The following is a 12,196-nucleotide window of genomic DNA, read 5'->3' as shown; positions in this document are numbered from 1 at the left end:
TGCTCGGGCCGCGCTTGTCATCCGGCGGCGAAGGACGCAGCATGACACCTGAACCATGGTTGAGGTCAAGCGATGCAGGAACAGGAACTGAGCGTGGGCGAGGTGGCCCGCCGCAGCGGTGTTGCGGTGTCCGCGCTGCATTTCTACGAGCGCAAGGGCTTGATCAGCAGCCTGCGCACGGCGGGCAACCAGCGCCGCTATGCGCGCGACGTGCTGCGCCGGCTGGCGGTGATCCGCGTTGCACAGCGGGTGGGCATGCCGCTGGAAGCGGTGGCGCGCGCGTTCGAGACCCTGCCGCAGGGCCGCGCGCCGACCAAGGCGGACTGGGCGCGCTTGTCCGCCCGCTGGCAGCACGAGCTGGAAGAGCGCATCCACATGCTGCAACTGCTGCGCGATGAACTGACCGGCTGCATCGGCTGCGGCTGCCTGTCGCTGAAGCGATGCCGCTTGGCCAACCCAGACGACGTGCTCGGCGAACGCGGCGACGGCCCCATGCGCTGGGGCTGACAAAAAGGGGACGGAGCCTCCGGTAGCGCCGGGCCATGCCCGGCACAAAGGAAAAAACGACTTAATCCCCTCCGTCCCCTTTTTCTACCAGACGGTGAGGGTTTCGCCGCTCTGGATGCCTTCCACCGCGCGCTGGAAAGCCAGTGCCGCGCGCTGCGCGGGTACGGCTTCGAAGCCGGGGAAGTAGGGACCGTAGGACGCCAGCGACTCGGCCAACACGTTCGGGCTGACCGCGTTGATGCGCAGGCCGCGCGGCAAGAGTTCCAGCGCGGCGGCGCGCACGAAACCCTCCAGCGCCTGATTCACCGCAGTGGCGTTGACGCCGTCGCGGATCGGCTGCGCGCTGATGATGCCGGTGGTGAGGGTGATCGAGCCGCCCGGGGTCAGGTGATGCTGTGCCGCCAGCGCCAGCCGTACCTGGCCGAGCAGCTTGTCCTGCAGGCCGCTGTTGAACTGCGCGGCGGTCATCGCCTGCAGCGGGCCGAAATGCACGTTGCCGGTGGTCGAGATCACCGCGTCCACCGGGCCGGTCTGCGCGAACAGGGCCGAGACGCTTTCATCGTCGGCCAGGTCCACGCGCAGCGCGCCGCTGCGGCGGCCGGCGGCAAGAATCTCGTGATGCTGGCCAAGGTGGCGGGCGACCGCCTGGCCGAGGGTGCCGCTGGCACCGACAAGCAGGATCTTCATCGTGGCGTCCTCATGGGGAAGAACTGCAGTCTGCGCCGTCGGACATGGGTTTGGTAAGCGGCGTATGATTCGCATATTCCTAACCAAGGGTTAGCAATGGATACCTTGCGCTGCATGCAGGCCTTCGTGGCCGTGGCCGAGCACGGCAGCTTCGCGGCCGCCGCCGTGCAGCTGCAGGTGTCGGCGGTGATGGTCGGCAAATACATCCAGCAGCTGGAAGCGCACTTGGGTACCGCATTGCTGCAGCGGAACACCCGCCACCAGCGGCTGACCGAAGCGGGCGCGGCCTATCTGGCCGGCTGCCGGCAGGTGCTGGAGCAGGTGCAGCAGGCCGAGGCCGATGTCGCCGGGCTGCAGCGGCAGCCGCAGGGCCTGCTGCGGATCAGTGCGCCCACCACCTGGGGCAGCTGCGTGCTGGCACCGCTTTTGTCGGGCCTGCTGCGCGCGCAGCCGCTGCTGAACATCGAACTGGACCTCAGCAACCGCCGCGTGGATCTGATCGAAGACGGCTTCGATGCGGCGATCCGGGTCGGGCCGTTGCCCTCGCAGGAACTGGTGGCGCGTCCGCTGCCGCCCTATGCGATGAGCCTGTGCGCGTCACCGGCCTATCTGCGCCGGCGCGGGACGCCGCGCACGCCCGCCGACCTGGCCGGGCATGACTGCCTGAGCCACCTGGCTTGGCGCGGCGGCCATGGTTGGCAGCTGGCCAATGGCGAACAGGTGGATTGGGATGCGCGGCTGGCCAGCAACGATGGCTATGCGCTGCGCGAGGCGGCGGTGGCCGGGGCGGGGCTGATTCTGCAGCCGACCGCGCTGCTGGCTGTGGATATCGCGGCGGGGCGCCTGAAGCCGCTGCTGCGCGGGTACGTGCCGGAGCCGCGGCCGATGCACCTGATCTACCTGCCGGACCGGCGGCCCCGCCCGCGGCTGCAGTGCTTCGTGGAGTATGTGCTGCAGCACCTGGGGTAGATCGACGCCATGCGTCGATGCCGGCGTGTCGGTGCACCGGGAAGGCTCCATCCACGCATGGCGTGGATCTACTGGCCGGTGGATCGAGGCAGTACGTCGATGTCGGCGTGTCGGTGCACCGGGAAGGTTCCATCCACGCATGGCGTGGATCTACTGGCCGGTGGACCGACGCAGTACGTCGATGTCGGCGTGTCGGTGCACCGGGAAGGCTCCATCCACGCATGGCGTGGATCTACTGGCCGGTGGATCGAGGCAGTACGTCGATGCCGGCGTGTCGGTGCACCGGGAAGGTTCCATCCACGCATGGCGTGGATCTACTGGCCGGTGGACCGAGGCCGTACGTCGATGCCGGCGTGTCGGTGCACCGGGAAGGCTCCACCCATAGGGGTCAGGGCCCTTTGCGGTGGCAAAGGGATCCGACCGCGACGGGTCAATCATTCGCCGCCGACAACGCCCGCCCACGCTGCTGCGCCGCGCGCAGCGCCCTGGCCACCAGCGTCTCGAAGCCATCGGCCTGGAAGCTCTCGATCGCGGCCTGGGTGGTGCCGTTGGGCGAGGTCACCCGGCTTCGCAGTTCGGCCGGGCTTTCACCGGCTTCGTCCAGCATCCGCGATGCACCCAGCAGGGTCTGCACCACCAGGGTGCGTGCCGCGTCGGCCGACAGGCCCTGGGCAATGCCGGCCGCCTCCATCGCTTCGGCCAGCAGGAACACATACGCCGGGCCGCTGCCCGACACGGCGGTGACCGAATCCATCAAGGCCTCGTCATCAATCCACACCGTGCGGCCGGCGCTGGCCAGCACGCGATCCGCCTGCGCCTGCTGCTGCGCGTCCACCGTCGGCGTGGCATACAGGCCGGTCACGCCGGCGCCCAGCAGGGCAGGGGTGTTGGGCATTGCACGCACCACCGGCAGTGCACCGCCCAGCCAGCGCTGCAACTGCTCGCTGGTGATGCCGGCGGCAATCGATACCACCAGTGGTGCCTGCGCCTGGGCCAGGGCCTGCAGCGATTGGCAGACCGCGCGCAGCACCTGCGGCTTCACTGCCAGCAGCCAGGTCTGCCCCTTCGCGGCGGCGTCGGCGGCGTTTTCGTGGGTCTGCACGCCAAAATCAGCGGCCAGCGCCTCGCGCAGTGCGTCCACCGGTTCGGCCACGTGGATCTGCGCCGGCGGAACGCCCTGGCGCACCAGCCCGGCAATCAGGCTGCGGGCCATGTTGCCACCGCCGATGAAGGTGATCGATTCAACTGTCATGCGCAATTCCTTGGTTCAGGCTGGGCGCGGGCGCGCACCGAACAGGGCGGTGCCGATGCGCACCAGGGTGGCACCTTCGGCGATGGCCTCGGCGTAATCGCTGCTCATGCCCATCGACAGGGTGTCCACCTGTGGATGGCGCGCGGCCAGCGTCTGGAAAAGTGTGCGCATGCGCACGAAAGCATCGCGGCGGCGCTCGGCTTCCGGCCACGGCGCGGGAATGGCCATCAGCCCGCGCAGGCACAGCGTGGGTTCGGCGCTGATGGCTGCGGCCAGTGCGTCCACGTCCTGCGGCGCGCAGCCGTGCTTGCTGGACTCATCATCGATGTTGACCTGGATGAGCACGTTCAGCGGCGCGCGCCCGGCCGGGCGGTGGCGGGCCAGGGCGGTCACCAGCTTGGGCCGGTCCACGCTCTGCACCCAGTCGAAGTGGCTGGCCACGGCCTCGGCCTTGTTCGACTGCAGGTGGCCGATCAGGTGCCATTCCAGCCCCAGCGCCTGCAGCGCCTGCATCTTGGCCAGGGCTTCCTGCACGTAGTTCTCGCCGAAGGCGCGCTGTCCCTGCGCGGCCAGGGCGGCCACGCCCTCGGCCGGCTGGGTCTTGGAAACCGCCAGCAGGCGCGGCGGTGGCCGCCCGGCGGCCTCGGCGGCGTTGTGCAGGTTGCTCAGGATCTCGGGCAGGGCAGTGGCCACGTAACGCGTTCCAGTGTGACAGGAGGCTATACTGCCGCCAGGGGAAAGATCCTTCCAGTCGAAGCCGTTATTGGGGAGTAGCCGCTCATGGATATCGCCGAACTGTTGGCGTTTTCCGTAAAGAACAAAGCGTCCGACCTGCACCTGTCCGCAGGCCTGCCGCCGATGATCCGCGTGGACGGCGATGTTCGCCGGATCAACATCCCGGCCCTGGACCACAAGCAGGTCCATGCGCTGGTGTACGACATCATGTCCGACAAGCAGCGGCGCGACTACGAGGAATTCCTCGAGGTCGACTTCTCCTTCGAGATTCCGTCGCTGGCCCGTTTCCGTGTCAACGCCTTCAACCAGAACCGCGGCGCCGGTGCGGTGTTCCGTACCATTCCCTCCGAGGTGCTCACCCTGGAGGACCTGGCCTGCCCGCCGCTGTTCCGCGAGGTGATCCAGCAGCCGCAGGGCCTGATCCTGGTGACCGGCCCGACCGGTTCGGGCAAGTCGACCACGCTGGCGGCGATGATCGACTACATCAACAAGAACGAATACGGCCACATCCTCACCGTCGAGGATCCGATCGAATTCGTGCACACCTCGCAGAAGTGCCTGATCAACCAGCGCGAAGTGCACCGCGATACGCACGGCTTCAACGAAGCACTGCGCTCGGCGCTGCGTGAGGATCCGGACATCATCCTGGTGGGCGAACTGCGCGACCTGGAAACCATCCGCCTGGCGCTGACCGCCGCAGAAACCGGCCACCTGGTGTTCGGCACCCTGCACACCAGCTCGGCGGCCAAGACCATCGACCGCATCATCGACGTGTTCCCGGCCGGCGAAAAGCCGATGGTGCGCTCGATGCTGTCCGAATCGCTGCGCGCGGTCATTTCGCAGGCGCTGCTGAAGAAGGTCGGCGGCGGCCGTACCGCCGCGTGGGAAATCATGGTCGGCACCCCGGCCATCCGCAACCTGATCCGCGAGGACAAGGTCGCGCAGATGTACTCGGCCATCCAGACCGGCCAGCAGTACGGAATGATGACCCTGGACCAGCACCTGCAGGACCTGGTCAAGCGCAGCCTGATCACCCGCAACCAGGCGCGCGAGTACGCCAAGGACAAGCGTCTGTTCGAGTAAGGCGGGGCAATGCCGGGGCGGCGCGCGTGCATGCCGCCGTCCCGCGATGTCCAGTCCACCGACCGATTTCTGGCACATGCCCATTGGGAGCCCGCCATGAACAGCACCGCCAGTACTGCCAGCACCATCGATTTCACCTCCTTCCTCAAGCTGATGGCGCACCAGCGCGCCTCGGACCTGTTCATCACCGCCGGCATGCCGCCGGCGATCAAGGTCAACGGCAAGATCTCGCCGATCACGCAGACGCCGCTGACCCCGCAGCAGAGCCGCGACCTGGTCCTCAACGTGATGACTCCGGCCCAGCGCGAGGAGTTCGAGAAGACCCACGAATGCAACTTCGCCATCGGCCTGTCCGGTGTCGGCCGCTTCCGCGTGAGCTGCTTCTACCAGCGCAACCAGGTCGGCATGGTGCTGCGTCGTATTGAAACGCGCATTCCGACCGTGGAAGAGCTGAGCCTGCCGCCGATCATCAAGACGCTGGCGATGACCAAGCGCGGCATCATCCTCTTCGTCGGCGCCACCGGTACCGGCAAGTCGACCTCGCTGGCGGCGATGATCGGTTACCGCAACCAGAACTCGACCGGCCACATCATCACCATCGAAGACCCGATCGAATTCGTGCACAAGCACGAGGGCTGCATCATCACCCAGCGCGAAGTCGGCATCGATACCGACAGCTGGGAAGCGGCGCTGAAGAACACCCTGCGCCAGGCGCCGGACGTGATCATGATCGGCGAGGTGCGCACCCGCGAGGGCATGGACCACGCCATCGCCTTCGCCGAAACCGGCCACCTGGTGCTGTGCACCCTGCATGCCAACAACGCCAACCAGGCGATGGACCGCATCATCAACTTCTTCCCGGAAGACCGCCGCAACCAGCTGCTGATGGATCTTTCGCTGAACCTCAAGGGCGTGGTCGCGCAGCAGCTGGTTCCTTCGCCCGATGGCCGTTCGCGCAAGGTGGCGATGGAAATCCTGCTGGGCACGCCGCTGGTGCAGGACTACATCCGCGACGGCGAGATCCACAAGCTCAAGGAGCTGATGAAGGAATCGGTGCAGCTGGGCATGAAGACCTTCGACCAGAGCCTGTTCGAGCTGTACCAGGCCGGCGAGATCAGCTACGAGGACGCGCTGCGTTACGCCGATTCGCAGAACGAAGTGCGCCTGCGCATCAAGCTCAGCCAGGGCGGTGATGCGCGCACGCTGTCGCAGGGCCTGGATGGCGTGGAGATTTCCGAGGTCCGCTGATCGCCACGGGTGCCATCGGGCGCCCCTGACGCCAGGGAGGGCGGCATGCGTGCGATGGTGGTGGTGATCCTGATGGCGGCCGCGCTGCTGCAGCCGGCCTGCAGCCGGACGCCGGCATCGGCCGCGGCGCCCGCGCCTGTGGCCCAGAACTGCGAGGATCCGCAGGCACAGCAGTGGTATGTGCCGGAGGCCGAGATATTGCTGCCGGCCCAAAGGGAACTGCCGCCTTTCCCTGGTTTCCATGCTTCAAGCACGACCGACTACGTGCGCCAGCTGCGCTGGATCGATGGGCTGCCCGAGCCCTCGTTCCGATGCGGACGCCTGCCTGTGCAGGCCTACCGCTTTGCCTGGATTCCCGCGTTCTTCTCCGGCATCACCGTACGTGCGCAGCGCAATGCGGCGGGGCAGGCGTGGATCATTGCCCGTGGTGGCCCGGGGCTGGAGCCGCACCTGCAGCCACCGCGTCCACCGGGGTTCGAAGAACCGGACGTCACCCGCTGGGCATGTCCGCCGCCGCGTGCGTTGAGCGAGCGCGAATGGGCATCCGTCGTTGCCGCGTTCGCCGCGATGCAGGGCGAGGACGAACGGTTCGGTCTGGATGGTTCGACGTGGGCGTTCGAGTCGCTGCGCGGCGGCGAGCAGCGACTGTTTACCCGTTGGGAACCCCGTGATCCAACCTTCCGCAACGCCGGGCGACTGATGACGGAGCTGGCCGGATGCACCGACGCCCTGCAGGCGCTGGGGTGAGTTGAGCAGCACTGGCGCCGCTCCTGCGCCTCTGCGATAGTCGCGCTGTCACCGCGTTCGCGGGACAGGGGGAGCCGGCACCATGCCGGCGCGACACACAGGGTTGCACATGGAATTGCACGATCCGTACCGGGCGCCGTCCACTGCGGCGCCTCCGCCGTTGCCTGCTGCCCAGGGGCCGGTGGACATGGCCGCCATCGCCTTCAACAGCGAGGGCCGGCAAACGACGGCAGCGACCATCGCCGCCGGATATTCCTCCGGCCTTATCGTGCGCCGATGGTTCGCCACCATCATCGATTCTGTCGCGTTGGCGCTGATCTTCGTCGTCCCCAATGCCCTGCTGCGCGAGTCACTGGCGCAGGTGTTCCTGTCCGTGTCGCTGCTGCTGCTCGTGGCTTATTTCCCGGTCATGGAAACCCAGTTGGGTGGTTCGCTGGGCAAGCTGGCCACCGGCACGCGGGTGGTGAACCTGCAGGGCGCGCGGCCATCGTGGGGGCAGTCCATCATCCGCACGCTGATGCGGCTGATCGAGGTCAACCCCGCCTTGATCGGTGGTATCCCGGCGGGTATCGCGGTGCTTGCATCGAAGCATCACCAGCGCCTGGGCGACATGATGGCCCATACCTACGTGCTGCTTCGCGAAGACATCGACCGCGTGCGCAGAGCGTCGCGCCCGGGTGCCGCGCAGGCGTGATGCCGTTGGCCCTGCAACCGGCCTGAACCACGCCGGCACCCTGCCGGTGCGATCACACAACCACACCACACAACGTTTGCACATGGACATGCACGACCCTTACCGCGCGCCGGCGTTGACGCCCGTGCCGCCACCACTGCTGCCTGCTGCAGCGCGCAGCTTCGAGGTCTCCACCGCTGCGGTGTACTACTCGCCCTCGACGATGAAGATCGCCGCGCTGTCGCTGGCCACGCTGGGGCTGTACCCGTTGTACTGGTTCTGGCAGAACTGGCGCGCCATCAAGCGCGAAACCGGCGGCACCCAGTGGCCATGGGCGCGCGCACTGTTCTCGCCCATCTGGGCATTCTTCTGCTTCAGCGACCTGCGCGACATCGCCCAGTCGCGTCGGCGGCAGCTGGCATTTGCGCCGGGCCTGCTGGGGGTGCTGTTCTTCCTCCTCAATTTCGCCGGGCGCCTGCCCAGCGGCGGCTCCCTGCTCTCGCTGCTGACCTTCGTGCCGCTGCTGCCCGTCAACAGTCTGCTGCGCCGCTACCACATGGATGAGAAAGTGGACATGGAGCGCATGGATCGCTTTGGTGTCTGGCACTTTCTGGTGCTGCTGGCCGGTGGTTCGCTGCTGTTGCTCGCCATTGTGGCGTTTGTAGTAGGCGAAGTGGATTGATGAAATCCAGTCATGACCGACTGCCATCCAGGTCGTTCTATCCAGCAGGGGGAGGGGCGTATCGTCGTCGTTCCCCCTCTGGAGCACGACGATGCAGACACGTGAACTCGGCCGCAGTGGCCTGAAGGTTTCCGCCCTTGGCCTGGGCTGCATGGGCCTGAGCCACAGCTATGGCCCGCCGGTCGAGCACGGCCAGGGCATCGCCCTGCTGCATGCTGCCGTCGAGCGCGGCGTGACCTTCTTCGATACCGCCGAAGTCTATGGCCCGTACACCAATGAAGCTCTGGTCGGCGAGGCACTGGCGCCGTACCGCGACAAGCTGGTGATCGCCACCAAGTTCGGCTTCAAGGACGCCCGCACCGATACCGGCCTGGACAGCCGCCCGGAGAACATCCGCGCGGTGGCCGAGGCCAGCCTCAAGCGCCTGCGCACCGACCATATCGATCTGTTCTACCAGCACCGGGTGGACCCGAACGTGCCGATCGAGGACGTGGCCGGTACCGTGCGCGACCTGATCGCCGAAGGCAAAGTCGGCCACTTCGGCTTGTCCGAGGCCAGTGCGGCGACGGTGCGTCGTGCGCATGCGGTGCAGCCGGTGGCCGCGGTGCAGAGCGAGTACTCGCTGTGGTGGCGCGAACCGGAACGCGAACTGCTGCCGACGCTGCAGGAGCTGGGCATCGGATTCGTGCCCTTCAGCCCGCTTGGCCGTGGCTTCCTGACCGGCACCATCACCGCCGATACCACCTTCAGCGAGAACGATTTCCGCAACACCGTGCCGCGCTTTGAAGTGGAAGCCCGTCGCGCGAACCAGGCGCTGGTGGATCGCATCGGGACGATTGCCGCGTCCCGTGGCGCCACCCCGGCGCAGGTGGCACTGGCCTGGCTGCTGGCGCAGGCACCGTGGATCGTGCCGATTCCGGGCACCACCAAGGTCCATCGCCTGGAAGAAAACCTGGCCGCTACCGAACTGGGGTTGTCTGCGGACGAACTGCAGCGCATTGCACAGGTCCTGGAAGAAGTATCGATCGTCGGTGAGCGCTACAACGCACAGCGTGCGGCGCAAGCCAAGGGCTGATCTGATCTGATCTGGGCTGTGGTGGGTGCGGACCGTTGGTCCGCACTCCTTGCCCCTCACCCCATCGGCCCGCGCAGCGCGTCCAGCACCGTGCGCATGGCCACGCTGACGTGGCGGCGCGACGGGTAATAGGCATAGTAGCCATCGAAGGTCGGGCACCAGTCATCCAGCACCGACTGCAGGCGGCCCTGTTCCAGCAGAGCCAGCACCTGGTCCTCGGGCAGCCAGGCCAGGCCGCTGCCGGCCAGCGCGGCTTCGCGGGTCATGCCCATGGTGTTGAAGGTCCATTGCCCGCTGACGCGCACGCTCAGCTCGTTGCCATCCTGGCCGAAATCCCAGGGCATCAACCCGCCGTGCGTGGGCAGGCGAAGGGTGATGCAGTTGTGCGCGGCCAGGTCGTGGGGATGGCGCGGCACCGTGTGCTGGCGGAAGTAAGCGGGCGCACCGACCACGCGCATGCGCAGCGGCGGGCTGATCGGTACCGCCACCATGTCACGGGCCAGGCGCTCGCCCAGGCGGATGCCGATGTCATAGCGTTCGGCAACGATGTCCGCCAGCGCGTAGTCGGCGGTCAGTTCAACATTCAGATCGGGGTACTGCTGCAGCAGTGGGGCGAGCCGCGGCCAGGCCAGGTATTCGGCAGCGTGGCCGGTGGCGTTGATGCGGATGGTGCCGGCAGGTCGCTCGCGGTACTCGGCCAGCGCGGCCAGTTCGTGCTCGATCTCGGCCAGGCGCGGAGCGAGGGTTTCGAGCAGGCGCGCGCCGGCTTCGGTGGTGGATACGCTGCGGGTGGTGCGGGTGAGCAGGCGTACGCCGAGGCGTTCTTCCAGGCCGCGCATGGCGTGGCTGAGGGCGGACTGGGACACGCCGAGCTGGGCGGCGGCCTTGGTGAAGCTGCCCTGGCGGGCAACGTGGACGAAGGCCTGCAGGTCGTTGAGGTTTTCGCGGGGCATGAGGGGATGATACGGCCGGGCTGCGCCCGGCACCTGCCGAAGCAACGGCAACGTCAACTTCAAAAGCTGGCTATCCGAGGGTTGGCGGGGTGGGTCCGGTTGAGGGGGACGCCGTGAACCCGTCCATGGGGGCTTGGTCGCCGCATCCATGCGGCTCACACCCCCTCAACCGGACCCACCCCGCCTTCGACAGTTTCCCGCGAGTTGTCAGAACGGCAACCTACTTTGGTGGGTGCCGACCGTTGGTCGGCACTGGGTCGGACGTGTGGGTATGTCGATTTCTGCGTCTGTGGTTCGTCGAATGAATGACTTTCAACGGGAGCTGCACATGAGCACTGACACCAAGCCGAAAGGCCCGGCCTCGTACTTCCCCTCCATCGAGAAGACCTACGGCCAGCCGGTGGCGCACTGGCTGGGCCTGCTGGCGAAGAAGCCGGGCCTGAAACACATGGAACTGGTCAGCTACCTGAAGAGCGAACACGGCCTGGGCCATGGCCACGCCAACGCCCTTGTCGCCCACCACCTCAACGCCCAACGCTGACCCACCGTAACTGAGCGAAGCGACCCGCTACTGCTCTTGCTTTTCTTTTTTCTCTTACGTGGCTGGACGCACCCGGAACCTGTCAGAGGTCGGGTGGGGTGGGGGCGCGGGGGTGTCCGCGGCATGGATGCCGCGGCCAAGCCCCCAAGGACGGGTTCACGGCGTCCCCCGCGCACCCACCCTGCCCGGCCAAGCGCGGCTGTTGCTGCCAACCCGCCCAGCCACGAGGGGCTGCGCCGTTCGCGGGCAAGCCAACTGAACGATTTCATCTGCAACTGTCACCCGGATCGTGTCTAATACCGCTCCCCACCTGCGGTCCCCACCCGAATGTCCCTCCAATCCCATGGCCCGGCGCCGTGCGACGACGCTGACGGCCACCTCGTCACCGCCGGTCCGCTGACCCCGCCGCCCGACAGCGCCGGCACCCCCGCCGACGAAAAAGCGCTGCGCCACTCGGTCGCCGAGGACGTGCAGGGCATGGTGCTGGCCATGCTGGTGGCCTCGCTGGGCCTGGCCATCTTCGCCAAGGGCGGGCTGATGATCGGCGGCATGGCCGGCGCCGCCTTCCTGCTGCACTACGCCATGGGCTGGAACTTCGGCCTGGTCTTCGTGCTGGTGAACCTGCCGTTCTACTGGGTGGCCGTGCGCCGCATGGGCTGGGAATTCACCCTGAAGACCTTTGCCGCGGTCACCGCCTGTGGCGTGCTGACCGACATCCTGCCGCGCTGGGCCGATTTTTCGCATATCGCGCCGTTGTACTCGGCGCTGGTGGGCGGTGCCCTGTCCGGCCTGGGCATCCTGTTCTTCATCCGCCACCGGGCCAGCCTGGGCGGCATCGGCATCCTGGCGGTGTACCTGCAGCGCACCCGCGGCTGGAGCGCCGGCAAGGTGCAGATGTCCTTCGATGCCTGCCTGATGGTGGCCGCGTTCTTCGTGCTGTCGCCGTCGAAGGTGATGTACTCGGCCATCGGCGCGGTGGTGCTCAGCCTGGTGCTGATGTTCAACCACCGCCCCGGCCGTTACATGGGCGTGTAACCGCACACA

General features: G+C 67.2%; 14 protein-coding genes. 10 read left to right on the top strand and 4 right to left on the bottom strand.

Annotation, left to right across the window (positions count from 1 at the left end):
• Window positions 1-72 precede the first annotated feature (72 nt).
• Complete coding sequence (gene soxR / locus VER16_RS14595) at window positions 73-507, top strand: redox-sensitive transcriptional activator SoxR (RefSeq protein ID WP_324809338.1); 435 nt, start codon at window positions 73-75, stop codon at window positions 505-507.
• 84 nt (window positions 508-591) lie between these two features.
• Here soxR and VER16_RS14590 read toward each other — a convergent pair whose 3' ends face one another.
• Entirely contained in the window at window positions 592-1,194 is a 603-nt protein-coding gene (locus tag VER16_RS14590) for a short chain dehydrogenase (RefSeq protein ID WP_164075571.1), read from the bottom strand.
• Window positions 1,195-1,290: 96 nt separating this feature from the next.
• Between VER16_RS14590 and VER16_RS14585 the strand changes: the two genes are divergently transcribed.
• The gene (locus tag VER16_RS14585; protein ID WP_324809337.1) at window positions 1,291-2,163 is read left to right on the top strand and encodes a LysR family transcriptional regulator; all 873 of its coding nucleotides are present in this window, start codon (window positions 1,291-1,293) and stop codon (window positions 2,161-2,163) included.
• A gap of 430 nt (window positions 2,164-2,593) precedes the next feature.
• Here the strand turns inward: VER16_RS14585 and proC are convergent, their stop codons facing one another.
• Window positions 2,594-3,415, bottom strand: a complete 822-nt coding sequence (gene proC / locus VER16_RS14580) for a pyrroline-5-carboxylate reductase (RefSeq protein WP_324809335.1) — start codon at window positions 3,413-3,415, stop codon at window positions 2,594-2,596.
• Between the two features lie 15 nt (window positions 3,416-3,430).
• Entirely contained in the window at window positions 3,431-4,108 is a 678-nt protein-coding gene (locus VER16_RS14575; protein ID WP_324809334.1) for a YggS family pyridoxal phosphate-dependent enzyme, read from the bottom strand.
• Between the two features lie 87 nt (window positions 4,109-4,195).
• Between VER16_RS14575 and VER16_RS14570 the strand changes: the two genes are divergently transcribed.
• The 6 genes from VER16_RS14570 (at window position 4,196) to VER16_RS14545 (ending at window position 9,658) form a co-directional block, all read left to right on the top strand.
• Complete coding sequence (locus VER16_RS14570; protein WP_004147099.1) at window positions 4,196-5,233, top strand: type IV pilus twitching motility protein PilT; 1,038 nt, start codon at window positions 4,196-4,198, stop codon at window positions 5,231-5,233.
• Between the two features lie 96 nt (window positions 5,234-5,329).
• Window positions 5,330-6,481, top strand: a complete 1,152-nt coding sequence (locus VER16_RS14565) for a PilT/PilU family type 4a pilus ATPase (RefSeq protein ID WP_324809331.1) — start codon at window positions 5,330-5,332, stop codon at window positions 6,479-6,481.
• A gap of 45 nt (window positions 6,482-6,526) precedes the next feature.
• Entirely contained in the window at window positions 6,527-7,228 is a 702-nt protein-coding gene (locus tag VER16_RS14560; protein WP_324809329.1) for a hypothetical protein, read from the top strand.
• Window positions 7,229-7,415: 187 nt separating this feature from the next.
• A complete protein-coding gene (locus VER16_RS14555) occupies window positions 7,416-7,922 on the top strand; it encodes an RDD family protein (RefSeq protein WP_324809327.1) in 507 nt (168 codons plus the stop codon).
• A gap of 82 nt (window positions 7,923-8,004) precedes the next feature.
• Entirely contained in the window at window positions 8,005-8,583 is a 579-nt protein-coding gene (locus VER16_RS14550; protein ID WP_324809325.1) for a hypothetical protein, read from the top strand.
• A gap of 91 nt (window positions 8,584-8,674) precedes the next feature.
• Window positions 8,675-9,658: an aldo/keto reductase gene (locus VER16_RS14545; protein WP_324809323.1), complete on the top strand. Its 984-nt coding sequence runs from the start codon at window positions 8,675-8,677 to the stop codon at window positions 9,656-9,658.
• Window positions 9,659-9,714: 56 nt separating this feature from the next.
• Here the strand turns inward: VER16_RS14545 and VER16_RS14540 are convergent, their stop codons facing one another.
• A complete protein-coding gene (locus VER16_RS14540; RefSeq protein WP_324809321.1) occupies window positions 9,715-10,611 on the bottom strand; it encodes a LysR family transcriptional regulator in 897 nt (298 codons plus the stop codon).
• 328 nt (window positions 10,612-10,939) lie between these two features.
• Between VER16_RS14540 and VER16_RS14535 the strand changes: the two genes are divergently transcribed.
• A complete protein-coding gene (locus tag VER16_RS14535) occupies window positions 10,940-11,152 on the top strand; it encodes a DUF4287 domain-containing protein (protein ID WP_283220706.1) in 213 nt (70 codons plus the stop codon).
• A 327-nt stretch (window positions 11,153-11,479) separates the two neighbouring features.
• On the top strand, window positions 11,480-12,187 hold the full coding sequence (locus VER16_RS14530; protein WP_200733422.1) for a YitT family protein: 708 nt from the start codon (window positions 11,480-11,482) through the stop codon (window positions 12,185-12,187).
• Window positions 12,188-12,196 lie beyond the last annotated feature (9 nt).

This window comes from Stenotrophomonas sp. (assembly GCF_035634915.1).
Classification (GTDB): domain Bacteria; phylum Pseudomonadota; class Gammaproteobacteria; order Xanthomonadales; family Xanthomonadaceae; genus Stenotrophomonas.
The sequence above is the reverse complement of the archived record's forward strand: the minus strand, read 5'-3'. Positions and strand labels throughout refer to the sequence as shown.

Coding starts and splice junctions, on each gene's coding strand:
- VER16_RS14590 (WP_164075571.1), bottom strand. CDS start 1,194: ATGAAGATCCTGCTTGTCGGTGCCAGCGGCACCCTCGGCCAGGCGGTC.
- soxR (WP_324809338.1), top strand. CDS start 73: ATGCAGGAACAGGAACTGAGCGTGGGCGAGGTGGCCCGCCGCAGCGGT.
- VER16_RS14565 (WP_324809331.1), top strand. CDS start 5,330: ATGAACAGCACCGCCAGTACTGCCAGCACCATCGATTTCACCTCCTTC.
- VER16_RS14535 (WP_283220706.1), top strand. CDS start 10,940: ATGAGCACTGACACCAAGCCGAAAGGCCCGGCCTCGTACTTCCCCTCC.
- VER16_RS14530 (WP_200733422.1), top strand. CDS start 11,480: ATGTCCCTCCAATCCCATGGCCCGGCGCCGTGCGACGACGCTGACGGC.
- VER16_RS14570 (WP_004147099.1), top strand. CDS start 4,196: ATGGATATCGCCGAACTGTTGGCGTTTTCCGTAAAGAACAAAGCGTCC.
- VER16_RS14585 (WP_324809337.1), top strand. CDS start 1,291: ATGGATACCTTGCGCTGCATGCAGGCCTTCGTGGCCGTGGCCGAGCAC.
- VER16_RS14555 (WP_324809327.1), top strand. CDS start 7,416: ATGGCCGCCATCGCCTTCAACAGCGAGGGCCGGCAAACGACGGCAGCG.
- VER16_RS14545 (WP_324809323.1), top strand. CDS start 8,675: ATGCAGACACGTGAACTCGGCCGCAGTGGCCTGAAGGTTTCCGCCCTT.
- VER16_RS14540 (WP_324809321.1), bottom strand. CDS start 10,611: ATGCCCCGCGAAAACCTCAACGACCTGCAGGCCTTCGTCCACGTTGCC.
- VER16_RS14550 (WP_324809325.1), top strand. CDS start 8,005: ATGGACATGCACGACCCTTACCGCGCGCCGGCGTTGACGCCCGTGCCG.
- VER16_RS14560 (WP_324809329.1), top strand. CDS start 6,527: ATGCGTGCGATGGTGGTGGTGATCCTGATGGCGGCCGCGCTGCTGCAG.
- proC (WP_324809335.1), bottom strand. CDS start 3,415: ATGACAGTTGAATCGATCACCTTCATCGGCGGTGGCAACATGGCCCGC.